20 protein-coding genes are annotated in these 26,306 nt (G+C 58.8%); 4 read left to right on the forward strand and 16 right to left on the reverse strand.

The features are described 5' to 3' along the window. Window positions 1–69: 69 nt before the first annotated feature. Window positions 70–4,014: a PAS domain-containing protein gene (locus EXZ61_RS05755; RefSeq protein ID WP_168224711.1), complete on the forward strand. Its 3,945-nt coding sequence runs from the start codon at window positions 70–72 to the stop codon at window positions 4,012–4,014. 64 nt (window positions 4,015–4,078) lie between these two features. On the opposite strand, the gene ppk2 is transcribed toward EXZ61_RS05755, so the two are convergent. The 8 genes from ppk2 to grxD all read right to left on the reverse strand — a co-directional run bounded on the left by ppk2 (window position 4,079) and on the right by grxD (window position 11,834). Beyond that, the gene (gene ppk2 / locus EXZ61_RS05760; protein WP_142809882.1) at window positions 4,079–5,008 is read right to left on the reverse strand and encodes a polyphosphate kinase 2; all 930 of its coding nucleotides are present in this window, start codon (window positions 5,006–5,008) and stop codon (window positions 4,079–4,081) included. A 126-nt stretch (window positions 5,009–5,134) separates the two neighbouring features. Beyond that, window positions 5,135–6,910 carry a response regulator gene (locus EXZ61_RS05765; RefSeq protein ID WP_142809884.1) on the reverse strand — a complete coding sequence of 592 codons (1,776 nt, stop codon included), beginning with the start codon at window positions 6,908–6,910 and terminating at the stop codon, window positions 5,135–5,137. Between the two features lie 178 nt (window positions 6,911–7,088). Further along, window positions 7,089–7,856: an ABC transporter permease gene (locus EXZ61_RS05770; RefSeq protein WP_142809886.1), complete on the reverse strand. Its 768-nt coding sequence runs from the start codon at window positions 7,854–7,856 to the stop codon at window positions 7,089–7,091. After that, a complete protein-coding gene (locus tag EXZ61_RS05775; protein ID WP_142809888.1) occupies window positions 7,853–8,683 on the reverse strand; it encodes an ABC transporter ATP-binding protein in 831 nt (276 codons plus the stop codon). Before EXZ61_RS05775 ends, EXZ61_RS05770 begins: the two co-directional genes overlap by 4 nt. A gap of 7 nt (window positions 8,684–8,690) precedes the next feature. Then, window positions 8,691–9,722: an ABC transporter substrate-binding protein gene (locus EXZ61_RS05780; protein WP_142809890.1), complete on the reverse strand. Its 1,032-nt coding sequence runs from the start codon at window positions 9,720–9,722 to the stop codon at window positions 8,691–8,693. Between the two features lie 93 nt (window positions 9,723–9,815). Continuing rightward, window positions 9,816–10,754: an allantoinase PuuE gene (puuE, locus tag EXZ61_RS05785; protein WP_142809891.1), complete on the reverse strand. Its 939-nt coding sequence runs from the start codon at window positions 10,752–10,754 to the stop codon at window positions 9,816–9,818. Between the two features lie 6 nt (window positions 10,755–10,760). Further along, window positions 10,761–11,390, reverse strand: coding sequence for a GntR family transcriptional regulator (locus EXZ61_RS05790; protein WP_142809893.1), 630 nt, complete (start codon window positions 11,388–11,390; stop codon window positions 10,761–10,763). Between the two features lie 129 nt (window positions 11,391–11,519). Next, window positions 11,520–11,834, reverse strand: coding sequence for a Grx4 family monothiol glutaredoxin (grxD, locus tag EXZ61_RS05795; protein ID WP_142809895.1), 315 nt, complete (start codon window positions 11,832–11,834; stop codon window positions 11,520–11,522). A 324-nt stretch (window positions 11,835–12,158) separates the two neighbouring features. Between grxD and leuA the strand changes: the two genes are divergently transcribed. Continuing rightward, complete coding sequence (gene leuA, locus EXZ61_RS05800; protein ID WP_142809897.1) at window positions 12,159–13,898, forward strand: 2-isopropylmalate synthase; 1,740 nt, start codon at window positions 12,159–12,161, stop codon at window positions 13,896–13,898. A 30-nt stretch (window positions 13,899–13,928) separates the two neighbouring features. Here leuA and EXZ61_RS05805 read toward each other — a convergent pair whose 3' ends face one another. The 5 genes from EXZ61_RS05805 to hemA all read right to left on the reverse strand — a co-directional run bounded on the left by EXZ61_RS05805 (window position 13,929) and on the right by hemA (window position 22,468). Next, on the reverse strand, window positions 13,929–18,152 hold the full coding sequence (locus EXZ61_RS05805) for a response regulator (protein ID WP_142809899.1): 4,224 nt from the start codon (window positions 18,150–18,152) through the stop codon (window positions 13,929–13,931). A 332-nt stretch (window positions 18,153–18,484) separates the two neighbouring features. Then, window positions 18,485–18,823, reverse strand: coding sequence for a zinc ribbon domain-containing protein YjdM (locus EXZ61_RS05810; protein WP_142809901.1), 339 nt, complete (start codon window positions 18,821–18,823; stop codon window positions 18,485–18,487). Window positions 18,824–18,893: 70 nt separating this feature from the next. Then, window positions 18,894–19,724, reverse strand: a complete 831-nt coding sequence (gene prmC, locus EXZ61_RS05815) for a peptide chain release factor N(5)-glutamine methyltransferase (RefSeq protein WP_142809903.1) — start codon at window positions 19,722–19,724, stop codon at window positions 18,894–18,896. Between the two features lie 131 nt (window positions 19,725–19,855). Next, the gene (gene prfA, locus EXZ61_RS05820; RefSeq protein ID WP_142809905.1) at window positions 19,856–20,977 is read right to left on the reverse strand and encodes a peptide chain release factor 1; all 1,122 of its coding nucleotides are present in this window, start codon (window positions 20,975–20,977) and stop codon (window positions 19,856–19,858) included. A 225-nt stretch (window positions 20,978–21,202) separates the two neighbouring features. After that, window positions 21,203–22,468 carry a glutamyl-tRNA reductase gene (gene hemA / locus EXZ61_RS05825; RefSeq protein WP_142809907.1) on the reverse strand — a complete coding sequence of 422 codons (1,266 nt, stop codon included), beginning with the start codon at window positions 22,466–22,468 and terminating at the stop codon, window positions 21,203–21,205. An 83-nt stretch (window positions 22,469–22,551) separates the two neighbouring features. Here hemA and EXZ61_RS05830 point away from each other — a divergent pair, with 83 nt between their 5' ends. Beyond that, window positions 22,552–22,836 (forward strand): hypothetical protein, encoded by a 285-nt coding sequence (locus EXZ61_RS05830; RefSeq protein WP_142809909.1) that lies wholly within the window; start codon window positions 22,552–22,554, stop codon window positions 22,834–22,836. Between the two features lie 21 nt (window positions 22,837–22,857). Further along, window positions 22,858–23,502 carry an SGNH/GDSL hydrolase family protein gene (locus EXZ61_RS05835; RefSeq protein ID WP_142809911.1) on the forward strand — a complete coding sequence of 215 codons (645 nt, stop codon included), beginning with the start codon at window positions 22,858–22,860 and terminating at the stop codon, window positions 23,500–23,502. Window positions 23,503–23,523: 21 nt separating this feature from the next. Here EXZ61_RS05835 and EXZ61_RS05840 read toward each other — a convergent pair whose 3' ends face one another. From EXZ61_RS05840 to ugpE, 3 genes are read right to left on the reverse strand one after another with little or no spacing between them, the layout of a single operon-like run. Beyond that, window positions 23,524–24,363, reverse strand: a complete 840-nt coding sequence (locus tag EXZ61_RS05840; protein WP_142809913.1) for a glycerophosphoryl diester phosphodiesterase — start codon at window positions 24,361–24,363, stop codon at window positions 23,524–23,526. Further along, window positions 24,360–25,391 carry a sn-glycerol-3-phosphate import ATP-binding protein UgpC gene (locus EXZ61_RS05845; protein ID WP_142809915.1) on the reverse strand — a complete coding sequence of 344 codons (1,032 nt, stop codon included), beginning with the start codon at window positions 25,389–25,391 and terminating at the stop codon, window positions 24,360–24,362. The genes EXZ61_RS05840 and EXZ61_RS05845 overlap by 4 nt, the downstream gene beginning before the upstream one ends. A gap of 54 nt (window positions 25,392–25,445) precedes the next feature. After that, on the reverse strand, window positions 25,446–26,294 hold the full coding sequence (ugpE, locus tag EXZ61_RS05850; RefSeq protein WP_142809917.1) for a sn-glycerol-3-phosphate ABC transporter permease UgpE: 849 nt from the start codon (window positions 26,292–26,294) through the stop codon (window positions 25,446–25,448). Window positions 26,295–26,306: the final 12 nt, after the last annotated feature.

Consider the following 26,306-nt stretch of genomic DNA (forward strand, 5'->3'; position numbering starts at 1 on the left):
TAATTTGCCAACGCCTGCCGAGCACCCATGCGGGGACCGGTGCCCACCTTAGCTTTGCAAAGGACGTTGATGCAGTCAGCCGCAATTCCCGCAAACGAAGCCGCCCGCTTGGCCACACTGAAAGGCTTGGACGTCTTAGACACCGGGCCTGAAGAGGAGTTTGATGCGCTCATCAAAGTGGCTTCCTTGGTGTGTGGTGTGCCCATCTCGCTGATCAGCTTGGTCGACACGGAGCGCCAATGGTTCAAGGCCAACATTGGACTACCCGGTGTGTCAGAGACCCCGCGTGATCTTGCCTTTTGTGCGCACGCCATCTTGGGGGATGAGGTGTTTGAAGTCCCTGACGCGCTGCAAGACCCCCGCTTTGCCGACAACCCCTTGGTGGCATCGCAGCCCGACATCCGCTTTTACGCAGGTGCGCCCATTCTCATGACCGATGGCCAACGCATTGGCACCTTGTGTGTGATTGACCGTCAGGCGCGTGCCTTGTCGGATGCCCAGCGCGAAATACTTCGCTGCTTGGCACTAGCAGCCGCCCAAGCTTTAGAAGGACGCCGGGCGATGCGCGTGTCGCAAGCCGCATTGGCTGCGTTGGCAGAGAGTGAAGGGCGTATGCGCGCCCTGCACGACAGCTCGCCTATGGGCATTTACCACGCCAATGTCCGCGGAGAATGCACCTACACCAATCCCCATTGGCAGTCCATTTACGGCCTATCGGGCGAGCAGAGTTTGGGCCACCAGTGGCTGACGGTGGTGCATCCAGATGACTTGGCGCAAGTGCGTCAGGCCATGCGAACCGCTGCGGTGGACCAAGAAATCTATACGGTGGACTACCGTGTGCTGCGGCCCGATGGAACGGTGCGCTATGTGACGACCTTGGCCAGAACTGTCAACGATGAGGCGGGGAGCCGCATCGGCTACGTAGGCACGGTGCAAGACATTACCGAACGCCATGAGCGTGATGAAGCCTTGCGCAAGACCCAGTCCATGCTCAACCGCACGGCCATGGTCGCAGGGACGGGCGGCTGGGAAGTGGACTTGCAAGAAGGCAGCATCTTCTGGTCTGAGCAGACCTGCCTTATCCATGGTGTGGAGCCCGGATACCAGCCGACGATGGAAGAAGCCACCGCGTTTTACCCCCCGGGCGCTAGGGAACAGGTGGAGCACGCAGTCCAAGTGGCTATGCAAGGTGGTCCTGGCTTTGACCTGGAACTGCCTTTTGTTCCGCGGGGTCAGCCCAGCATTTGGGTGCGTGCGGTAGGGCAGGTCGAGTTTGTCAATGGCCAGCCGGTGCGACTGGTGGGCGCTTTCCAAGACGTCACGCAGGCCCGCGCAGCCCGCTTGGCTTTGGCGCAGGCCCAAGAGCGTGTGCGCTTGGCCACGACCAGCGGGGGCATTGGCATTTGGGACCTGGATCTGGTCACGGGTGAGTTGCTATGGGATGCGCAACTGAGCGCCCTGTACGGATTGGATTTCGCTCCACGCCGCGCGGACTATGCACTATGGGCAGGTTTGGTGCACCCTGAAGACGTTTCTCAAGCCGACGCCTTGATACAAGAGAGCCTTCAAACGGGGAAACTCTTCAACCATGAGTTTCGTGTGGTGTGGCCCGATACCACGGTGCACCACCTGAAGGCTTTTGGGCGGGTCCAAATGGATGAGTACGGCAAAGCCGTGAGCATGGTGGGCACCAATTGGGATGTGACTGAGGCAGCGCAGTACGCCCAGTCCTTGCAAGAAGCGCGCGACAAGGCTGAAGTGGCGAGTCAGAGCAAGAGCCAGTTTTTGGCCAATATGAGCCACGAAATTCGCACCCCCATGAATGCCATCTTGGGCATGCTGAGCTTGGTACAGCGCACCGAGCTGGACGCCCAGCAGCTGGACTACGTGCGCAAAACCGAAGGTGCAGCCAAGTCACTCTTGGGCCTGCTCAATGACATATTGGATTTTTCGAAGGTGGATGCCGGCAAGATGAGCTTGGAGCTTAGACCCATGCGGCCTGAGCAACTCTTGAGAGACTTGGCCGTAGTGCTTTCGGGTAATACGGGCAAGAAGGATGTGGAGATCGTCTTTGACATTGACCCTGCTTTGCCCGAGGTGCTGGTGGCAGACGCTCTGCGCTTGCAGCAAGTTCTGACCAACTTAGGCGGCAACGCCATGAAATTCACCGCTGCAGGCAGTGTGGTGGTCTCAGTGCAAGTGGTGCCCAGCCTCGCGAATGCGGCACAAGCGATGGCCGCTGAGCGGGTGCGCATAGAGTTTGCGGTGGAAGACAGTGGCATTGGCATTGCACCAGAGCACCAAGCGCATATTTTTAGTGCTTTCTCTCAAGCGGAAGCGTCCACCACGCGGCGGTTTGGTGGGACGGGGCTGGGGCTGGCCATATCGCAGCGCATGGTGGATTTGATGGGGGGCACCCTGCAGGTGCGCAGTGCTTTGGGGCAAGGTAGCCGCTTTTCGTTTGAAGTGGAGTTTGCAGTGCCCGCCCAAGTACCTGATGAACTTGTGCTCCCTGCGCGGCAGTCCATGGAGGCACGCCGCGTGTTGCTCGTAGATGACAACACCTTGGCACGGCGCAGTGTGGCCAAAACCATGCGTTCCTGGGGCTGGGAAGTGGATGAGGCCGAGAGCGGCATCCATGCCTTGGCCTTGACGCAGCAGACCGGCGCAGCCGCTGTTGAGTATGCATTGCTGTTGGTGGATTGGCATTTGCCGGGCATGGACGGTTGGGAGCTTGTGCGCCAGTTGCGCGGCCAAGTCGCGGGCCAAAGGGGCAAAGGGCCTACCTTCCTCATGCTGTCTGCACAAGGGCGTGACCACCTGGCGCAACGCACCCTTGATGAGCAAAAAATGATCCATGGCTTGCTAGCCAAGCCGCTGACGGAGTCCCTATTGTGGGAGGCTATTGCCGATGCCTCCACGGGCCAAACCCGCATGCGCCAAGCCGTGCGTGCCGGCAGCAGTGCGCGCCAGTTGCAGGGCATGCGCATTTTGGTGGTGGAAGACAACCTGCTGAACCAGCAGGTGGCCGAAGAGCTGCTCACGGCCCAAGGTGCTCTGGTTTCTTTGGCAGGGAATGGTCAGTTGGGGGTGGAAGCGGTGCTGAGCGCCGAGCCGCAGTTTGATGTGGTGCTGATGGATGTGCAGATGCCCGTTTTAGATGGCTACGACGCAACCCGGGCCATTCGCCAGCATGCGCAGTGGACGAGCCTTCCCATTGTGGCCATGACCGCCAATGCCATGGACAGTGACCGCCAAGCCTGTATAGACGCTGGCATGAACGCCCACATCGGCAAGCCTTTTGACATGGGCCATTTGGTGCACACGCTGATTCAGTTAACCGGGTTTGTGGCCCAGCCCGCCGCCGCGGTGGTGTCCTTACCGGCACAAGGTCACGCAGAAACTGCCAATGGCAACTTAACCGAGGTCGATGGCGTAGACCTGGCACCCGCCATTGCGCGTATGGGCGGCTTGCGTGGGCTGTACGTGCGCACAGCACGTGATTTTTCTGCAGAGCTGGCTGACGTGGCCCAGACGCTACGTCAGCACGTGCACAGCCACGCGTTTGTGCAGGCTTCCATGCTGTTGCACACCCTCAAAGGCAACGCAGGTACCTTGGGCCTTCGCGATTTGGCCCAGATAGCGGGGCAGTGGGAAACCCATAGCCAAAGCATGCGCGCGGCGGACGACTTTTTACCTGCCCAGTGGCTGGAGCTAGATGCTACGTTGGCGCGAGCAGCAGGGCAGTTACGTCAAGCTATTGAACTGCTTGAGCCGGCCGCATCTCTAGCAGCTATGCCCGCACAGCCCGATGGGCAGACGTCTGCGCAAGTCGCATTGCAAGACCTGCAGGCTTTGTTGTTGAAGGAAGACTATGCGGTGCTAGAGCGCTACGCAGAGTTAAGGCAGCAGTTGTCTTCGTTGAGCCCACAGACCCAAGATGCCCTTGCGCAAGCCCTGCAAGACCTTGACTTTGGGCAAGCCTTGGCAGTGTGTGAATCTGCTTTGGCATAAGTGCTTGGTTTCAAGGTCACATCAGGCCCTTGCGCCCGATGGATAAGCGTATCCAGCTATTCAACTAATAGCGCTCCGGCACAATGATTTCGTCCGGCACCGGGTGGCGAATGTAGTCGTCGTGCCGTACGCGGGCTGGGAGTTGCACTGGCGGGTGCTCGACCTCGGTGTACGGAATTTGCTCCAGCAAGTGGTGGATGCAGTTCAGGCGCGCCGCCTTTTTGTCTACGGCTTGCACCACCCACCATGGCGCTTCAGGAATGTGGGTGCGCTCCAACATGACCTCTTTAGCTTTGGTGTACTCCTCCCAGCGCACACGCGACTCCAGGTCCATGGGGCTGAGCTTCCACTGCTTGAGCGGGTCGTGAATGCGGCCTAAAAAGCGCGAATGCTGCTCTTCGTCGGTGATGGAGAACCAGTATTTGATGAGCTGAATGCCCGAGCGTGCCAGCATTTTTTCGAACTCGGGCACGGTGCGGAAGAACTCTTCGTACTCATCGTCCGTGCAAAAGCCCATGACACGTTCTACGCCCGCGCGGTTGTACCAGCTGCGGTCAAACAGCACGATTTCTCCGGCCGCTGGCAGGTGCGAGATATAGCGTTGAAAGTACCACTGCGTGCGCTCGCGGTCATTGGGTGCAGGCAACGCGGCCACGCGGGCCACGCGGGGGTTGAGCCGCTGGGTGATGCGTTTAATCACCCCGCCCTTGCCAGCGGCGTCACGCCCTTCAAACAAGATGACCACTTTGTGGCGGCTGCGCACCACCCAGTCTTGGAGCTTGACCAACTCGCCCTGCAGGCGAAACAGCTCTTGGAAGTAGCGTCGGCGCGCGGCTTTGTCTTCGTCGGTCTGCGCCTCAGTTTGCTGGCCCGAGAGGGCTTCCATGGTGCCGTCGTCTAGCTCCATTTCCAGCTCTTCGTCGTAGCTGTCCATGATGTCGCGGCGAATGCGGCGAACCATCTCTTCGGTATGTTGGGGGGAATCAAAACTCATGGTGAAAGCGGGTGTGTGTGCCCGTTACTTAGCAAAAACCAAACTGCTAGCTTGCCTTGCAAACATGACATGCGCATGACAAAGTAGTGACGTCAATGTCTTGCAGTACTGCCCTTGAACTGCTGCCTATGCCTTGTTTCTTGCGGCCATTGCCATAAAAGCTGCTGCGGGAGAGGATGGCGCTGGTGCCTTGGGTGGAGCGGCCGTTCGCGTAGGGACAAAGGCCAAGTCGAGTTGGGAGTCGTCATCGTCACTGTCCACTTTGGGCGGCGGTGCGCGGCGACCTGTGCGCAGGGTGAGTCCACCCGCTTGGCGTTTTTTCTCGCCCAACGACAGCTTGGCACTGCCCGAGCGGATGCGCAACTCTTGCACTTGGGCTTCTAGCTTGGTGGCATCTTCAATCTTGGCGCGGTGCCGATAAATCATTTGCATGGCGTTGTCGATGAGCCGCGCGCTCAAGGTTTCAGTGCCGAACACAATCAGGTTGGTGACGGCTGCCGTGGCCTTGCCCGCCAAGCTCAGTGAGACCGCGGTTTCTGCGTACTCCAAAACTTTCACTTGGCAGGCCCGAATGCGCTCCGCGTAGGGTGGGTGTGCCTGTGCGCTGCTGGCCAGTAGCTCGGTTAAGGCCCGGGTGTTGCAAAAGCGCAGGCCCAGCTGGTCGATTACGGGTTCAATGTCATCAAGTTGTATCGCTTGCCGAGCCAAATGCGCCATCAACGCCAGCAGGTTGTTGGCAGATTCAAAGTCAAAGTCCATGTCTTTGACCGTAGCCCCCATAGCACGTACCGCTTCTACAGACAGGGCAAACTGGCTGTCTTGGATCAGGCTCAGGGTCGTGACGATGCGGGCGAGTCGGCGTTGTCGGGGGTCATCCGGGTTCTTTTCAATCAGGCGCTCAAAGTCGTCCACACAGCGCAGCAAGCCTTTGCGGTCTGTGCTCTCTAGCCGCGTAAAGGCCAGTAGCACCAGGGTCTGACAGTCAAACATCTTGGACTCTAGGCCCATGCGCGTGGTGCGGTCTAACAGGCGCTCTGCCTCTTCATGGTCGCCCGCGTAGTAGCACATCATGGCCAAGTTTTGCAGCCGGGTGATGGAGCCCGGTGTCATGCTGGCGGCCATGCGGTAGGTCTCTAGGGACTGGTCAAACCTGCCGAGTTCAAAGTGCGCGCGCCCCATGACGTCATAGGCATCGGCGTAGTTCGGTTCGCTGCTGATCAGGTTTTCTAGCGTGTGGGTGGCCTGGGTGAGCTGGCCCGCGTCCAGCTGCGCACGGGCAATACCTAGCCGCGCCCATGGGAGCGTCTTGGCTGCCACCACCGCCTTGTAAAGAGTTTGCGCGTCATTGGTGCGGTCCAGGCGCAGCAGTAACTCGGCACCCACTCGGGCGGCATACAGCCAAAACATGCCTTTGCTCTCAAACCGCGCCAGACACAGTTCAGCGGCTTGGTTGAAGTCCTCAGCCTCGATGGCATCGAAGATCTCTTTGAATGATTTTTTGCGAATGCGCGCTTGGCGCAGGCGTTCCGCCAAATGGGTGGCTTTGTGGGGTTTGAGCAAGTAGCCATCCAAGGCCGACTCTGCCGCTTCGGCTACCCGTGCATAGGTGGCCTCACCGGTGATCATGATGAAGATGGTGGAGAAGGGCAGCAGCTGGTTGCGGCGCAAGTCGTCGAGCAGGTCTTGGCCTGAGCGGTCGTCGCCATGAAAATTGAGTTCGCACAGCACGAAGTCAAAGCTTCGAAACTCCAACTGACGCCGTGCATCGGACGCCCGGGCTGCTTGGGCCACTTTGCCGACGCCAAAGTCCCGCAACTGAGAGATCAGGATAGAGCGAGACGTGGGGTTCCCATCCACCACCAAGGCAGAGCAACTGGAGAGGTCTTCGTCAAACTGCATCATCCGCCCATTGCCATGGAGCCCCCGTGTCGTGCGCGATGCACAGATTCGGTGCAATTTCTCATGGAAGACCTTGCACCAACCGTGTACCGCTATTACATCGGCAAAAGGCTAACTAGACAATAGGCCGCTTGGGCTTGCTTTTGTTACAAGCTGTGTACGCCATGGACGCACAGCATGGTTACTCGCCCTGTGAACTGCGGTGCGCCCAGGCGGTAGTGTTCTTCTCAATGAAGCTAAAGAGCTCGTACATGGCCATAGCCATTGCACCAATGACCACGAGGCCCGCAAAGGCCAAGGGCATGCGCTGTGACGAGCCTGCCGACTGCATCAGGTAGCCAATGCCAGAGTCGCCAGCGGTCATTTCGGCCAATACGGTACCTACAAAAGCCAAGGTAATCGCAATCTTGAGTGAGCCAAAAAAGTAAGGCATGGAACGGGGCAGGCCCACTTTGACCAAGACATCCCAGCGCTTTGCCCCTAGCACGCGCAGCACGTCCTCCAGCTCTGGCTCTAGTGTCGCCAAGCCAGTGGCCATGTTCACGGTGATCGGGAAAAACGAGATCAAAAACGCCGTCAAAATCCCCGGCCCCACGCCGATGCCAAACCACACGATCAAGATCGGCACGATGGCTGCTTTGGGCACCGCATTGAAAGCGACCAAGAGCGGAAACACTGCGGCATACGCCAAGCGCGAGGAGCCCACCAAAAAGCCCAGCATCACCCCCACCACAATGGACAAGCCAAAACCGATCATCGTGACCCAAAACGTCTTCCATGCCGCTTGGCCTATGGGGCTGGCGAACTCGATGAGTGACTGCGTGATCGCCCAGGGGGATGGAAACAAGTACTCAGGTATCGCAAACACGGCGCACACCAGTTGCCAAAGCAGCAGCAGTAGGAGGGCTAGAGCCACGGGTGCCCAACGGTACAAGGTGGTGGTGCTCATACGCTCATCGCCTTTTGTCTGACTGCGCCAATATGGCTGCGAAGTTCATGCACGATGTCGGTGAACTCCGCGGTATAGGTGAGCTCTAGGTCACGCGGACGGGGCAGGTCGATTTCTTTGCGCACGATGAAGCGCCCTGGGCTTTTGCCCATGACGTACACCGTGTCGGCCAAAAACACCGACTCTCGCAAGTCATGGGTGACCAAGATGACGTTGAATTGCTGCTCTGTCCACAGGTCGCGCAGAATGCACCACAGTTCTTCGCGGGTAAATGCGTCCAACGCGCCAAAGGGCTCGTCCAGCAACAGCATTTTGGGCTGGTGGATCAAGGCGCGGCAAATGCTGGCACGCTGTTGCATGCCGCCTGACAGTTGCCACGGGAATTTGTCCTCGTAGCCCGCCAGGCCTACTTTTTGTAAGAGTGTGCGCGCCCGCGCTTCAAACTCTGCGCGCTTGGCTTTGAACTGTTGTTTGAACGGTTCCACAATCTCTAAGGGCAGCAGCACGTTGTCGACCGTGGTACGCCAAGGCAGCAAAGAGGGTGCTTGAAATGCCATGCCAGAGATCTTGAGGGGACCCGTGACCGGCGCGCCGTCGATGCGAATCTGCCCTTTGGAGGGCATTTTCAAACCTGTAGCTAGCTTCATGAAGGTGGACTTGCCACAGCCCGAGGGGCCCACGATGGCAATGAACTCGCCTTTGCGGACCTTCAGGTCTATGGCCTCCACCGCATACTGCGACTGCGCTAACAACTGTGCGTTGTAGGCGAGCCAAACGTCTTGAAAGTCAACAAAGTAGGCTTCGGAGGGGGTAGGCACGGCCTGCATGCGCGTCTTACTTCTTGTTGGGCAAAATGTTGAGTTCGGCCGTTGTGGGCAAAAAGCTGCCGTTCCACACCGTGTCTGGGTTCACCCGGGTTTTGGTGTTGAATGCATCAGACACTTGGCTTGCCATGAGCGACATGCGCGGTGGCCGAATTTGCCCAAAACCTTCCGTGCGGGCGTCTGCCGTGTTGACTGCGGTGTCAATGGCGAGTTTGAGACGGCGGGTCTCTAAATCCACATTGATAATGCCGTCACGTTGGCGCACGAACTCAATCGTAGCGTCTGGCTTGGCCAGTACTTCCTTCATGCCTTTGGCAAAAGCCTGCAGAAAGGCTTTAACGGCTGCTGGGTTTTCCTTCAAAAGTTTGGGGGTCGCGATGATCACGTTGCCGTAGAGCTTGACGCCGTTGTCCGCGTAGGGAAACAGCAGCACCTCATCCGCTTTGACGCCGCGCGCCTCGAGGTTCAGCAGCGATGTGAACGTAAAACCGGTGATGGCTTCCACATCTCCACGCGCCAACATGGTTTCTCGCAAAGGGGGATCCATAGCGGTCCACTGCACGTTGCTGATGTTGTTGGCCTTGGCGAAGATGGGGAATGCGCGGCGGCCCGCATCAAATACGGGCGCGCCGAACTTTTTGCCACTGAGGTCCGCAATCGTTTTGATGCCTGATTTTTTCAGCACCATCACCGAGGCGGGGGTGCTGTTGTAGACCATCATGATGGCGACCGGTTTGTTGGGTGCGTCCGGGTTGTTGGCATGGAATTCCATGAGCGAGCCCATATCGGCAAAACCCATGTCGTAGGTGCCAGACGCTACCCGCGTGACCGTGCCACCCGATCCGTTGCCAGCATCTACCGTGACATCCAGCTTGGCGTCTTTGAAGTAGCCCTTGGCTAAGGGAGTCAAAAAGAAAGCGGCAGGGCCTTCAAATCGCCAATCGAGCTGAAACTTGATGGGCGTATTTTGCGCAAATGCGCTGCCGAGCGTGAGGGCAAACAAGCCCGTGATGGCGCTTTTGAGAAGGTGACGTTTGTGCATGCGGACTCCAAATAGGCAAGGTGAACAACTATTCACCTCAAAGCAAGAAGAGTGCCCATTGTTGGGCCATGCACACAGCGGTGGTCTGAGGTTTTACCCTTGGAATGGGTGGGTGGCTTTCCAGTGTCGCGCGATGTCGACCCGGCGGCAGACCCACACCTTGTCGTGCTGCGCGATATGGTCCAAAAAGCGCTGCAGCGCGGTGATACGTCCAGGGCGGCCTAACAGGCGGCAGTGCATGCCAATGCTCATCATGGCCGGTTGCTCTGCGCCTTCCGCATACAGCACATCAAAGGTGTCTTTGATGTATTGGTAAAACGGGTCCGCATGCGAGTAGCCCTGGGGCAAGGCAAAGCGCATGTCGTTGCAGTCCAAGGTATAGGGCACGATGAGTTGGGGCACCACATTGCCATCGGTTTTTTGGACCTTCATCCAAAACGGCAAATCGTCGCCGTAGTAGTCGCTGTCGTACTCAAAACCCCCAAAGTCAGCCACCAAGCGGCGAGTGCGTGGGCTGTCGCGCCCGGTGTACCAGCCTAGTGCACGTTCACCGGTCATGCGCTGGATGATGTCCATGCCTTTTTGCATGTGCTCGCGCTCTTGCGCTTCGTCCATGTTTTGGTAGTGGATCCAGCGCCAGCCGTGGCAGGCAATTTCATGGCCGAGTTCTTTAAAAGCGGCAGTGAGTTCTGGGTGGCGCTCTAAGGCCATGCCCACACCAAAGACAGTGAGGGGGAGTTGGCGCTTTTCAAACTCGCGCAAGATGCGCCACACGCCTGCGCGTGAGCCGTATTCGTAAATGCCTTCCATGCTGATATGGCGCTCAGGGTAGCTGGCAGGGTTGAACATCTCTGACAAGAATTGTTCAGACCCCGCGTCGCCGTGCAGCACGCTGTTCTCGCCGCCTTCCTCGTAGTTCAGTACGAATTGCACTGCCACACGGGCTTGGCCCGGCCATTGGGCATGCGGAGGCTTCTTGCCATAGCCAATGAGGTCACGTGGGTAGGGCAGGGTGCTGTCGTAGGTGCTCATAGTGGTTCAGGGTTTGAGTGTGAGGTCGGCTTCCACATGGCTTAAGTGCGCATCCATGAGGCTTAGCGCCAAGGCTTCGTCCTTGGCCTCCAGCGCTTTGACGATGTCCATGTGTTCTTCGTGGGAGTGCGCAGCAGAGCTGGAAGACTGGTACATCAGCGTGATCAGCGCGCAGCGTGAAATCAAGTCGTTGAGCATTTGCGCCAGCACCTCGTTGCCCATGAGTTGCGCCATGCGCACATGAAAGTCGCCTAAAAGTGTGGTGCGCCCAGGCACGTCCCCTCGGCGCACGGCGATTTCTTCTTGGGCAACGTGCTCTTTCAAAGCCTTGATGTGGGCGGGCGTCGCGGTCGCTATGAAGCTACGTGTCATGCCTGCCTCCAGCATGCGGCGCACCGTGAACACTTGTTTGGCTTCTTCTGCAGAGGGGGACGCAACAAATGCGCCGCGCGCAGGCTCCATGCGGATGAGCCGGTGCTGTGACAACTGGAACAAGGCTTGTCGCACCAAGGTGCGGGACACCCCAAATTGGTCGGCCAGCTTCTGCTCCGACAGTTTTTCACCGGCGTGCAAACGGTGTTCAACAATAGCGCGGGTCAGCGCTTCGACAATGACACTGGTAGTGGTGGAGTCCATTGCGTGATGATAGCGACAAAAGTTAAAGTGTATACACTTCTTGTCGCTGCACGCTCATGCGAAAACCCTAGGGTGAGAGCGCAAGCTTGAGGGGTGTGCACCCGGGAAAACCGGGTGCAGAGAAGACGATCAGGCCAATACTTTTTGCAACTCGCCGCTTTCGTACATTTCCATCATGATGTCGGAGCCACCAATGAACTCGCCCTTGATGTAGAGCTGGGGAATGGTCGGCCAGCTGCTGTAGTCTTTGATGCCAGCGCGAATTTCTGCGTCTTCCAGCACGTTCACAGTCTTGATGGACTTAGGCTCCACGCCGCACGCCTTCAAGATTTGTACCGCACGGCCAGAAAAGCCGCACTGTGGAAAGCTGGCAGTGCCCTTCATGAACAGCAAAATTTCATTGGACTTGACGAGTTCGTCGATGCGTTGTTGGGTGTCACTCATGGTGGATTTCCTAAAGGTCTAAAAATAGTGAGCGCAGCGCAAGCCTTGCTGTCCTCGGATTATTTCACTATCCCGAACTGCATGCGACTCTGCCATACGCCAACCTTGGCTTTGCATCGGGTTTAGTGCGCGATGGTGTGCCTGTCGAAGCAGGAAATCAAGGCACTTTGGGGTTGCTAGACTTTTTAAGTTGCCAATTTTTATAGAAATAAGCAATTATCTGCCAATAATTTGCTATTTATTGGCTAATGCGCAATCCGATTGCCGAGCCTTGGACTTACGATATCTCCACGAGCAAAAGTGTGCTCAATTGAGGAGATTCCCGTGTTGTCCAATCCCGCTACCAAATACCGCGCCTTCCCCGCCATTGATTTGCCCAACCGCCAATGGCCCACGCGCTCCATCACCCAGCCGCCCATCTGGATGAGCACGGACCTGCGGGATGGCAACCAATCCCTGTTCGAGCCCATGAATGCGGAGCGCAAGTTGCGTATGTTCCGCACGCTGCTGCAGGTCGGCTTCAAGGAAATCGAGGTCGGCTTCCCCAGCGCCTCGCAAACCGACTTTGACTTTGTGCGTGAGTTGATCGTCGGCGGCCATGTGCCCGAGGACGTGACCATCGAAGTGCTCACCCAGTCCCGCGAGCCCTTGATCCGCCGCACCATCGAGTCGCTCAAGGGCGCGCGCCGCGCCATCGTGCACGTCTACAACGCCACGGCTCCCGTGTTCCGCGAGGTGGTGTTCGGCATGAGCAAGCCTGAAGTCAAAGAGTTGGCTGTGTCTTCGGTGCGCCTGATCAAAGAAATCACCGCCACCATGCCCGAGACCGAATGGGTGCTGCAGTACAGCCCCGAGGTGTTCACCAGCACCGAGCTCGAATTTGCCTGCGAAGTGTGTGACGCCGTCACGGCCGAGTGGGGCGCGACACCCTCCAACAAGGTGATCCTTAACTTGCCCGCCACCGTGGAGGTGTCCACCCCCAACATCTATGCCGACCAGATCGAGTGGATGCACACCCACTTGGCCCGCCGCGACAGCGTCATTGTGAGCCTGCACCCGCACAACGACCGGGGCACTGGCGTGGCGGCGGCTGAGTTGGGGCTCATGGCGGGTGCCGACCGGGTCGAAGGCTGCCTGTTCGGCAATGGTGAACGCACGGGCAACGTAGACCTCGTCACCCTCGCCCTCAATCTGTACACCCAGGGCGTGAGCCCTGGCCTCGATTTCTCTGACATCAATGCGATTGCCCGCACCGTCGAGCATTGCAACCAGTTGCCCATCCACCCACGCCACCCGTATGTGGGTGACCTGGTGTTCACCGCGTTCAGTGGCTCCCACCAGGATGCCATCAAGAAAGGCTTTGCTGCCCAAAAGGCGGCCGGCCCGGATGCGATGTGGAATGTGCCTTACATGCCCATAGACCCTGCCGACGTGGGCCGCAGCTACGACTCGGTGATCCGCGTGAACAGCCAGTCCGGCAAGGGCGGCGTGGCCTATTTGATGGAAGCCGAGTTTGGTGTGGTCATGCCGCGTCGCCTGCAGGTGGAGTTTTCGGGCGAAGTGCAAAACTACACCGACAGCCATGGCGGCGAAATGAGCGCGCAAGACATTTGGAACCTGTTTGACGCCACCTACCTGAACGCCGCTGATGCCAAAGTGCGTTATGTGGAGCACCACCTGTTTGACCACCCCGGCCAGACCGGAAAAGCCCATGTGCAGGGCATCCGCATCGGCGTGGAGGTGGACGGTCAGCCCATGCTCTTAAGTGGTGAAGGCAATGGCCCCATCGACGCGGCCGTGCATGCCCTGCAGACGATTGGCGTGAAGGTGCAGGTGCGCAGCTATGAGGAGCGCAGCACCAAAGCCAGCACGGATGCCGGTGATGCCCAAGCCTGCGCCTTCCTGGAGCTGGTCGCCACCCACGGCGACACCGGCAAGGGCGGCGAGCGCTTCGGTGTGGGCATGGACACCAACATCGTGACCGCCTCGGTCAAGGCCCTGATCAGCGGTGTGAACCGCCTGGGCCTGGTGGACGTGGATGCGGCAGAGCCTGTTGCGGCCTAAATGCGTGGTAAGCAGGAGGCAGCGGGCCGGCTAGGTTCGCTCGCTTTGCAGCTGCGCTTCGAGGTCTTGGCAGGCGAGCAAGGCCCTTGGAAAGTCCAGGTCCGCCATCGCTGCGTCGAGTTTCGCGAATCGAGTTGTACCCTGGCCATGGGTCAGCGTCATCAAATGCGCATGGGTTTCCATGGCCTGCATGTCATCCTGCATGAGCTGACCGTGCAGTTGCTGCAAGGCTTCAAGCAGTTGTGGCGCTATGGTGTCTGCTGCCACCTTTGTTTCGGCATCCAAACTCCAGCTACGCAGCACGTCTTGCAATGCCTGCGAGGTGTCCGCAATGCATGCTTGCATCTCGGAGACGCTCGCGCGTAAGGCGTGCGTCGCTTGGGCTTTGTCTTCGTGTGTGCTTTCTGGTTGGGCTGCTGCTTTCGCTCGTTGCTCGGCGGTTTTGGCCAGTGCCATCATGCCCATGGCGCCCACTGTGGCGGACAAACCCTTGTGGGTATGCAAAACCCGGGTGAGCGAAAACCAATCGTCTGCGGCTAAGTGCGCCTCGACTAAAGCGGGCAATCGATGCAATTCTTTCAAGTAACTGCAGACGGTGTCTGCATAGAGGTCTTTGAGTCCTGCCATACGTGCCAAGGCTTGGTCGATGTCGAGGTTCGCGCCCGCAGGGGTGCTAGGAGGCTGCTTTGCGGGCAGCTCTGGCTGTGCAAGTGCAGCGCCTGGCGGGTGGGTGTGCTCCAGCAGCAGTTGCACCAGTTGAGGCAGATCAAAGGGCTTGCCAAGGTGAGCATTCATGCCGGCAGCTAAACAGGCGTCGCGGTCAGAATGCATTGCGTTAGCGGTCATAGCAATGATAGGCAAAGCTGCATACCCGGGAAGTTGCCGTATCACTCGGGTGGCCTCAAAGCCATCCATGACGGGCATTTGCAAATCCATCAGCACTGCGTCAAAAGGTGCGCTTGCATGCTTGACTGCGTCTACCCCTTGCTGACCGTCTGAGGCAACTTGTACGTGAGCACCTTGGGTGGCCAGCAGTTCTTGAGCCACTTGTTGGTTGATCACATTGTCTTCCACCAGAAGTATGCGCATGCCCGCAAGGCGTGTGCCTCCTGGGCGCGCTGCGCGTGGTGTTTGCCGAATCGCCACGCGTCCCGTTTGTGCTGCTAAGACCGTGTCGCGCAGCATGGCGGTGGTGATGGGCTTCACCAAGAATGCATGCAGCATGGCTTGCTCTGCGGCACTGCGTTGGGCCAAGCGGTCTCGCCGATGGGCGCTCACCATGATGACGGTGCAGCGCGTGGCAGCGCCATGGGTAGCGTGGTTGGGATCGTGCAAGAGGTGCTTAAGTGTCTCCCACCCGTCCATCGTCGGCATTTCCCAATCCACAAGCAGTAAGTCATGGCGAGCTAGCCCTTGCTGCTTGCGCGCCTGTGCCAACTGCAGTGCCGCTTGGCCGCTGGCCGCCACATCGACTTGGCATCCCAAACTGGCCGCCATCGCTGCCAGTATGGTCTGCGCTTCGGGGTTGTCATCTACCACCAGTGCAGTGCTAGGCATTTGAGCTGGGTTAGCCAGTCGGGCTGCTTGCACCTCTGTCGCAGATGTGGCCGGGGCGATGGCAGGCGCAATTGGCAACCTGATTTCAAAAGAAAACAAGCTGCCCCGCCCTGCGCTGCTTTGCAGCGCAAGCTCACCGTGCATCATGCGCACCAAACGTTTGCAGATCGACAAGCCAAGGCCTGTGCCACCAAAACGTCGGGTGGTCGATGCCTCCGCCTGGGAGAAGTCGCTAAAAATGTGGGCTTGATGTTCGGGTGCAATGCCAATCCCACTGTCTTCCACCGCCCAATTCAGCGTGGCGTGGGTGGTGTCCAGTTGAGCCACGCGCAGCCGGATCACCACTTGCCCTTGCGCCGTGAACTTGATGGCGTTGCCCCCCAAGTTGATCAGTATCTGCTGCAGCCGTAACGCGTCTCCCACCAAACACGGCGGTAGCTGCGGATCCACGTCAAACAAAACCTCGATGGGTTTGTCTCCTATGTTTGCGGAGTAGATGACCGCCAGGTCGCGCAAAAGTTTTTCAACCTCAAAGGGCTGCGGGTCCAGTTCAAGCTTGCCCGCTTCGATCTTGGAAAAATCCAAGATGTCATTGAGCAGCCCTAGCAGCGACTTTGCAGCCCCTTCTGCTTTGCTTGCATAGTCCAGCTGACGGCCATCTAAGTCGGTGGCATGTAACAGCGCCAGCATGCCCAAGATGGCGTTCATGGGGGTGCGAATTTCGTGGCTCATATTGGCCAAAAACTGGCTCTTCGATTGGGATGCCGACTGCGCTGCCTCGGTGGCTTGCAGCAGTTCAGTGATGTCGATGCGAAAGCCAGCCGTATGCCCGTCAGGCAGCTTGCGCTCTACTACCCTGAAGCTTCTGCCATCGGTATGGCGTTGCACCAATGCGTGCCCACTTGAGCGGTGGGCCGTCAATCGGCGGTCAATCCATTCCTCCATGGAGGTGCCTGCAAAGTTGTATTGCCCGACCTGGGCGCCGTGGCGCAAGACTTCTTCAAACGGCATGCCTGGCTGCACCTCAAAACCAGGGCTGGAATACAGGGTGCGGTACTTCTCGTTGCAAAACACCAAGCGGTCGTCGGGGCTGTAAATGACAAACGCCTCGTCAATGGCGTCGATGGCACCGCGCAAACGCTGGCTGCTGCGTTCCAGCTCAGCTTCAAAAAGTTTTGCGGGGGTGATATCCCAGTTCGCCCCAACGATGCGCCACGGTGAGCCATTGGCGTCCACTTGCACCACGGCCCGGGCATGCAAATAGTGGATGCTGCCATCTTTCCAAATGACGCGGTACTCAACATCAAACACCTTGGGGCCCGCTATGGCGTGCACAGTGGCGGCTTCAGCCATGGCGTAGTCGTCGGGGTGCATGCTGCTCAGCCAAGTGGCATGCGCGTCTCGCCCGTCGGGTGGCTCGCCGGTGAACAGGTGAAACACCTGTGCGTCCCACACCGTGACCTTGGTCTGTAGATGGTGCTCCCAGATGCCGATACCGCAGGCTTCGGTCGCCAAGTTAAGGCGTTCGGCCAGTTCTTGTCGGGCGGCGGCCAACTGGCGACTTTGCTCTGTTTCGAGCGCAAGTTCTTGCTTGCCTGTGTTGAGCGCACGCTCTCGGTCAGCCAGCCGGTCCAAGAGCGCATTGAAGCCGGTCAGCAATTGGCCAATTTCATCGGGCCGCACAATCTGAAAAGGCTGTACCGCCAAGCCGTGTGTACTTTGGCTTGCAAGTTGGGCGGAGGCGCGCACCAGCGGCGCCAGTTGGCGTCTCAGCACCCACCATGTGCATGCACTTGCCAAACCACTCAGCAGCAAGGCCAGCCATAAGACTCGCCGTTGCAAGTTGTCTATGGGTGCAAATGCTTCGGCTATCGGTAAGTTGACGGCCAAATACCACTGTGCAGAAGGAATACGCTTGGCAGCAGTCAAAACTGGTGTGCCCAGTTGATTGACCATGGTTCCAAAACCTTCGTGTCCGCCTACAAAACGGTCAATCAGTGGGTCTGTGCCCAAAGGACGCATCACCAACTGCTTATTGGTCGCGGTCACAATGATGCGGTGCTTTGGGTCCACCAACAAAAAACCTCCGCCTTCGCCGTAATGGTTCTGCGTGATCTTGTCTAAAAAGCTAGGCTTTCCCAGATTGACCACGCCCATGAGCGCGCCCATGATGTTGCCGCTGGCGCTGCGTACGGGTACCGCCATAACGATGACGGGTGCCTTGAGTTGCTTGCCAATGACCGGCTCGCCGACGGACGACTTCCCTTCGTTGATAGCAGCCATGACGAAGGGGCGGTCTGCATAGCTAACACCCGCGCGCTTGGCGTCTAGAGGCACAGACGCTAGAGCTGTCGCCTCTGTGTTGGTTGCAAATGTCCCACCATTGAACATGGATTGGAATAACACCTGCTGTTCCAAATACGTCTGTAGAGCCGCTGGCTTGGCCATAGCTGCAGGTGTGATGCCCTCGGCCACCAGCTCCAGCGCAGCCAAGCGCTCACCGATCTCTTGGTCGACCTGTTGAGCCACGAAGCCGGCCACGGTCAGTTGGCGCTGCCCCAGCTCGCGCTCCAAGTCTTGGCGCAAAACGCTGCCGCTCACCAGAGCCAAGCTCCACACACTTGCCAAAAACACCAGCAAGGTCAACAAAGTGACCCGGTTGCTGACAGAGCTCCACGCACGATATGCTTTTTGCATGCTTGACCTTGCCCTTTTGAAGACCGTGATGCGCTTGCGCAGATCCCCTACTAGCAACTGTTGAGGGGCAGCAAGTCACTATGCGCGCAATTCTGAAAGCAGTTTAGCGGGGTAGTGCAGGTTTGGATAGCCTTGTCTTTGGCTCAGCGGCGGCCTGCGATGCCCACCATGCAGTGCGGCGGTACAAACCCTCTCACCCGGTGTTACTGACTGGGATGACGCACTTGCTTCTTGCACGAATGGCCGAGTGCAAGCCGTTTAAGCCGGTGTGTGGGGTGCTTTCTTTTCGCCATGCAAGCGCTTTACAAAGGCGTGCAGCATTTTTTTGCTTTTCAAGCCTTCTTCAAGTAGCAGGCCTTGAGCATGAAGCTGCCGCCGTCCATCTTGCAATCCACCTCGTGGTCGCCGCCCACCAGACGGATGCTTTTCACCTTGGTGCCCTGTTTGAGCACGGTGGAGCTGCCTTTGACTTTCAGGTCTTTGATCAGCACGACCGCATCCCCATCCTGCAGCACCTGGCCATTGGAGTCCTTGACCACCGCGCTGTCTTCATCTTCCGCTGCGGCCGCCGCTTGAGGCCATTCAAAACCGCAGTCGGCGCACACAAAGTTGTCGCCGTCGGGGTAAGTGTTTTCCAACGTGCATTGCGGGCAGGCGGGCGTAGAGGACATGTGTACTTTCTTGTTGCTATGAATTCAGGAGCTGCGTGCGCAATACTCGTGTGCGCTAGCGGCTTATTTACTAGGAAATTAGTGCCGGCCACCTGCCGCCGCTGCAGCGCTCTATGCCTGCGAGGTCGCGGCGGCTCTGCACGTCGCAGAAGCCCGCAGCAGCCAAGAGGCCGCGCACATCAGCCGCTTGGTCATACCCGTGCTCCAGCAGCAGCCAGCCTCCAGCAAGTAGGCGATCTGGAGCCTGCTGGATGATGGCTCTGATATCGTCCAGCCCGTCGGCGCCGGCGGTCAGTGCCTGCCGGGGTTCAAATCGCAGTGCGGGCATGTGTTCGTCGTCTTCGCGGATGTAGGGCGGGTTGGACACGATCACCTGAAATCGCCCCTGTGTACCGCTGAGCCAAGAGCCTTGGCTGAATGCCACCTCCAGCTTTAGCCGCTTCGCATTGGCCTGCGCTACGGCCAAAGCAGCGTGGCTGAAGTCCACCGCTTCCACCTGCAATGCGGGCCGGGTGGCCTTGAGTGCCAGCGCAATCGCACCACTGCCGGTGCCTAGGTCCACCACCCGGACATCGGGCGTGGGTTCTAGCAGCTCCAGCGCCCACTCCACCAGCGTCTCGGTATCAGGGCGGGGCACCAGCACATCGGCAGTGAGCTCTAGGTTCAGCCCGTAGAACTCTTTGTGACCCACGAGGTAGGCAATGGGTTCGCCTGCAACACGCCGCAGCGCAGCGGCTTCCAGCGTAGCCCATTGCGTTGGTGGCAAGGTATCCGCATCGTGGGCGAGCAGCCACGCGCGGTCATGCGGTGCGCGGCCCAGCAGGTGCAAGAGCAGCAGCTGCGCATCGAGCCGATCCAGCCCGAGGGCAATACAGTGCTGCAAGGCTTGCGCGATGGTCATGGTGTTAATTCGCAACGTTAGAAAAGTTGGGGCGGCAGTAGGTTTTGCGCAGCTAAAGGAGGAGCCCGCAAAGCGGGCGGGGGACACGGAGCAAAACATGCTGCTGTCCCAACGCTCCACCAAAGAAACGCTTAGTTCAGATTGCTCTCCAACGCAGCCAACTGCTGCGCAGCTTCGTAAGCCTGCAGCGCATCCACCACATCCCCCATATCGCCTTCCATCACGCGGTCAAGCTTGTACAAGGTGAGGTTGATGCGGTGGTCCGTCAGACGCCCTTGCGGGAAGTTGTAAGTGCGGATGCGGTCGCTGCGGTCGCCACTGCCCACCAAGCTCTTACGCTCGGCTGCATCTTTGGCGGCGCGCTCTGAGCGTTCCTTCTCGTGGATACGGGCGGTCAGCACTTTCAGGGCCTGGGCCTTGTTGCTGTGCTGGCTGCGGCCGTCTTGGCATTCGGCCACGATGCCGGTGGGAATGTGCGTGATACGCACCGCAGAGTCGGTCTTGTTGATGTGCTGACCACCTGCGCCGCTCGCGCGGTAGGTGTCGATGCGCAAGTCAGACGGGTTGATTTTGGCGGCTTCCACTTCGTCTTGCTCGGCCAACACCGCAATCGTGCAGGCGCTGGTGTGGATGCGGCCTTGCGTTTCGGTCAGCGGCACGCGCTGCACGCGGTGGCCCCCACTTTCAAACTTGAGCATGCCATAGGCACCGCAGCTGCCGCTGCTGGTTTGCACCGAGCCTTCCATGCGCAGCACGACTTCTTTGTAGCCACCCAGTTCGCTTTCCGACGCGTTCATGATCTCGGTTTTGAAACCCATCGCATCACAGTAGCGGGTGTACATGCGCGCGAGGTCGGCCGCAAACAAGGCGGACTCGTCACCGCCGGTGCCCGCGCGGATTTCCACAAACGCAGGGCGCTGGTCATCAGGGTCTTTGGGCAGCAGCATGCGTTGCAGCTCTGTTTCGAGTTGGGCCATTTCCGTGGTGGCACCATCAATCTCTTCTTGCGCCATGGCCAGCATGTCTTCGTCACCCGCAGCGTCGTTCATCATCTCTTGGCCCGTGGCCAAGTCAGCCTCGCGCTGCTGGAAGCGCGCCCAACGGGTGGCCACGGCTGCTACGTCGGTGTGTTCGCGTGAGAGTTTGAGGAACTGCGCCATGTCTTTCATGATGTCCTCGCGGGACAGCAAGAATTCGAGCTCGCCTTGGCGATCGGCGTAGCGACTGAGTTGTTGGCGGAGAAACGGTTTCATATCAATGCAATCTGGAGTACGGATAACGCAAAGCCGGTGAGGCCCTGCCTAGAACGGAAAAATGTGGCTGCTAAAGCCGTCCTCTCGCCGATGGCGCGAGAGGCGTGGGGGTATGGCGTGGCTGTCAGCGCAGCTAACGCGCCCGCAGGGCTGCGCCGCCCCAGGCCAACGCAAGACCCTTCAAGGTGCGAAGGCTGCGCGCCGTCCATGAAGGTGTGGACACCATCATTTGCGCAAGAAAAAGTGTTGCACCGCTGCGGTGGCACGCTCACGTGCTTGGCTGTCTGCACCCCGCAACTCAGCCATGGCGCCATGCAGCATTTTTTGGGTGAGGCCGCGTGACAAGGCCTCCAGCACGGTGTCTATGTCTTCACCCTTGGCCAGCAGCTTGCGGGCGCGTGCGAGTTCTGCGGCGCGCCATTGGTCAGCTTGTTGGTGCACCTGTTGGATGAGTGTGACCACGCCATTGACGGGGTCGCGCTGGTCCACCCAGTGCATAAAGCTTTGCACACCGGCGTCCACAATGGCCTCGGCCTGCGCCACGGCCGCTTGGCGGTTGGCTTGCGCGGTTTGCACTACGCCAGCGAGATCGTCCACGGTGTATAGATACACGTCTTGCAGAGCTTTGACTTCTGGCTCGATATCACGGGGCACCGCCAAATCCACCATGAAGATGGGGCGGTGCTTGCGCCGCTTGACCGCGCGCTCGACTGCGCCCAAGCCAATGATGGGCAGGGTGCTGGCGGTGCAGCTGATGACCGCATCAAACTCATGCAAGCGCTCGGGCAGGTCGGCCAAGCGCATGACTTCAGCGCCAAAGCGGCCAGCGAGTTTTTCACCACGCTCTAAGCTGCGGTTGGCAATGGCGATGGCTTGCGGGTTTTTAGCGGCGAAGTGGGTTGCGCATAGCTCAATCATTTCCCCCGCGCCCACACACAAGACCTTGACCTTGCCCAAGTCTTCAAACAATTGGCCTGCCAAGCGCACGGCGGCGGCGGCCATGCTGATGGAGTGCGCGCCAATTTCGGTGGAGCTGCGCACCTCTTTGGCTACAGAGAAGGAGCGTTGAAACAGCTGCGACAGTGTGCTGCCCAAGGCACCTGCGGCTTCGGCAGCGCGCACGGCGTCTTTCATTTGCCCCAAGATTTGTGGCTCGCCCAGCACCATGGAGTCCAAGCCGCTGGCCACCCTGAAGGCGTGGCGCGCAGCGACATCGTCTTGCATGGTGTAGGAGTGGGCCCGAAGCAGTGCAGGGGACACGCCGCCACATTGGGCCAGCCAGTCGAGCGTGTGCTCAAGTTCAGGCTGATCGCCCGCGCAATAGATTTCGGTTCGGTTGCAGGTGGAGACCAGCGCCGCCTCGGGCTGGCGCGCCAAAGATGCCCGCAGGGCATGCAGTGTGGGTTCGATTTGGTCGATGGCGAACGCGAACCGGCCCCGCAAGTCGAGCGGTGCGGTGGTGTGGTTAATGCCTAATGCCCAGACTGCCATATTTGTTCGGTATCCCCGATTATAAAATCACCGCCATCTTCTACCAACGTCGGGGCCTTGCGCCTCGGGAAAAGCGCAGTTTTATGGGTCCACTGGACTTGATCAATCACCTGGTGAACTTCGCGGCGGCTCCCGCTTTTGTAGCTTTAGTGCTGGTAGTGCTCTCGCCTTTTTTGATGCGAAAAGTGGCCTCTGCGCCCACCCTGTATGCGCAAGTAGCTATGAATTTAGGAGTTGGTGTGTTGGCCATGCTGCTGGGGTTTTGGTTTTTTGGGCGCGACGCCAAGATGGCTAGCTATGGCTTTATGTTGGTGGCTATGGCGAGTTGCCAATGGTTCATGTTGGGCGGCGTCCGCGCGGGTAAGTAGGTTTTTTTTACGAGAGTCTTCATGTTTAAACACCACGTGATGTGCTTTGGCGACTCTATGTCGTGGGGCATTGTTCCCGGCTCTCGCAATCGCCATGCCTTTGAAAAGCGTTGGCCCGGCATTTTGCAAGGCCTGCTGGGGCCAGAAGTGCGGGTGATTGAAGAGTGCCTGAACGGTCGCACAACGGCGTGGAATGACCCTTTTCGCCCCAACCGCCTAGGCCGTGACGCTTTATTGCCTTTGCTGCAGTCGCACGCACCCTTGGATCTTGTGATTGTGTTTTTGGGAACCAACGATTTGCAAGCCATGTACAACGTGGGGGCCTACGAGTCCAGCCTGGGTGCCAATGCCTTGGTGGACGTGATCCAAAACAGCCGCATTGAGCCCATGACACAAGCGCCTCAGGTGTTGTTGGTGGCGCCGCCTTTGGTCGTGAACCCGTGCGGCACCATGCGAGAAAAATTCAGAGGTGCGGCAGAGGAGTCACTAGGCTTTGCCCAGTGGTACCAGCGCGTAGCGCTAGACCGCGGCTGCGCATTTTTTGATGCGGCCACGGTGATCACCCCCAGTGCGACGGATGGTGTGCACCTGGATGAGCCCCAACACCAACAGTTCGCTCAGGCGGTGCAGCCTGTAGTGGCGCGCCTGTTAGGGCTTAGGGCTTAGTGGGCGTCTACTTGCGAAGCTTCAGACTGGGCTGAACAGATCCACCCGGTCGGTGATGATGCCGTCGGTGTTCAGGTCTATCAAACGCTGCGCCGAGGGTTCGTCGTTGACGGTGTAGCTCAAGGTACGCATACCGGCCGCCTTCGCTTGGGTGACTGTGCTGGTGTCCCAGAGCTTGTGGTTGCACACAATGGCGTGGCAGCCCAAGCGCAAGGCGGTTTCTAGCCAGCCGCTCCATAGCTCATCCAGCAGCAAGCCGCGTGGCAGCTCGGGTTGGGTGGCTTGTGCGCCTTCCAGTGCTTCAGGGTCAAAGGACGTTAGCAAAGGGGGCACGGCTTGGCCTGCCCACAGGCGGGCGGCGTGTTGCGCCACCACTTCACCGGTGTGGCGCTCGGTGCCGGGCGTGGGCTTGATTTCAATGTTCAAAAAGTAGCTGTTGCGGATGCAGTAGGTGGCAATGGCTTCTAGCGTTGGTATGGTCTCGCCCGCATAGGCGCGGCTGTGCCAGCTGCCTGCATCGAGCTGGCTGAGTGCGTTCCAAGTGTGCTTGCCTGCAATGGCTGTAGCTTCGTTTGCTGCGTTTTTTATAGCTGCTTGCGCAGTATCTATGGGCGCAGAGGCCTCTTTTTGCTCTGGGTGGTTGCTTTGTGTGGTGCGTGTGAGGGTGGCGTCGTGCAACAGGAAGGGCACGCCGTCGCTGCTGAGCTTGACGTCGCATTCAAACATGCGGTAGCCGTGGCTCGCGCCTAAGCGAAACGCGGCCAAGGTGTTCTCGGGGGCGAGTTTGCCGGCGCCACGGTGGGCTACCCAGCGGGGGTAGGGCCAGGTCGGCAGGTCGTCATAGACGGGGGAATGGCTCATACGGTCTCCAAGCGACGCCCGGTGTTGGCGTCAAAGTGGTGAATTTTGGCGGGGCGGGGGGTGACGTGCAAGGTGGCGCCAATGGCGGGCACGGCTGCGGACTCTTCGGTGCGGATGATGACCACCTCACCGTCGTTGCCTTGGGTATGCGTCCAGCGGCCATAGATCAAGCGCTCGGCACCCAGCATTTCAACGGCTTCCACGGCCAGCGACCAGCCGTTCGGTGTGATGTCCAAGTGCTCTGGGCGCACGCCGGTGATGACGCCTGCTTTGGCATCGGGTGCGTTTTTGAGCAGGTTCATCGGCGGTGAGCCGATAAAGCTGGCCACAAAGGTGGTGGCCGGGCGGGTGTAGACCTCTTCGGGGGTGCCGAATTGTTCCATCACGCCGCCGTTCATCACGATCATGCGCTGGGCCAGCGTCATGGCCTCTACTTGGTCGTGCGTGACGAAAAGGCTGGTGATGCCCAGTTCGCGGTGCAGTTTCTGGATTTCTAGGCGGGTTTGGGCGCGCAGCTTGGCGTCCAAGTTGGACAACGGCTCGTCGAACAAGAACACCTGGGGCTGGCGCACGATGGCGCGGCCCATGGCCACGCGCTGACGTTGGCCGCCAGACAAGGCCTTGGGCTTGCGGTCTAGGTAGGCGCCCAGCTCCAAAATTTTCGCAGCCTTGTCCACGCGCGTTTTGATTTCGGCTTCAGGCACTTTCGCGATTTTGAGTCCGTAGGCCATGTTGTCGAACACGCTCATGTGGGGGTACAGCGCGTAGTTTTGGAACACCATGGCGATGTCGCGCTCGGAGGGTTCTAGGTCGTTGACCACGCGGTTGCCAATGCTGATGGTGCCGTCGCTGATTTCCTCCAAGCCCGCCACCATGCGCAAGAGTGTGGACTTGCCGCAGCCGCTGGGGCCGACGATGACGATGAATTCACCGTCTTTGATTTGCGCGTTCACGCCGTGGATGACTTGGTTGGCGGTCTTGCCGGTGCCGTAGCGCTTGATAACGTTTTTGAGTTCGATGGAAGCCATAAATCAATGTGTTCTGTGTTGAAGGAGTTCAGCCAATGAGCGCTGGGCGCGGGCTTACTTTTCGGTGTCTACCAGGCCTTTGACAAACCACTTTTGCATGAGTACAACGATCAATGCAGGTGGCAACATGGCCAGCACGGCGGTGGCCATCACCACGTTCCATTCAGAGACGGATTCACCGGTGCCAATCATTTGCTTAATGCCCACGACGATGGGGTACATGTCTTCGCTGGTAGCAGCAATCAAGGGCCATAGGTATTGGTTCCAGCCGTAGATGAACTGGATCACGAACAGGGCCGCAATACTGGTCACAGACAGTGGCACCAAGATGTCGATGAAAAAGCGCATAGGCCCGGCACCGTCTACGCGCGCAGCTTCCACTAGCTCGTCAGGCACCGTCAAGAAAAACTGGCGGAACAAAAACGTGGCAGTGGCTGAGGCGATGAGCGGTACCGACAATCCAGCAAAACTGTTGATCATCCCTAAGTCGGCTACCACTTGGTACGTGGGACCGATGCGCACCTCGACCGGCAGCATCAGCGTGATGAAGATGGCCCAGAAACATAGCTGGCGCAGAGGGAACCTAAAGTACACCACGGCAAACGCCGACAGCAGTGAAATACTGATCTTGCCGATGGTGATGATCATGGTGATTACAAAGCTCACCCAAATCATGCGTGCCACAGGCGTAGAGGTCAGCGAACTGCTGGAGCCACGCAGGGCCGTTTGGTAACTCTCCCAAAAATTGCTACCCGGCCACAGCGGCATGGGTGACTGCATGATCTCTTGGGGGGTGTGGGTGGATGCCACAAAAGCAAGATAGATGGGGAAGGCGACTATGAGCGCGCCAACAATCATGATGGCATGGGCCAGTATGCCAAGGGTGGTGCGGCGCTCAACCATGCTGGCCTCCCG

Origin of the sequence: Rhodoferax aquaticus (assembly GCF_006974105.1) — a bacterium.
Taxonomy (GTDB): domain Bacteria; phylum Pseudomonadota; class Gammaproteobacteria; order Burkholderiales; family Burkholderiaceae_C; genus Allorhodoferax; species Allorhodoferax aquaticus_A.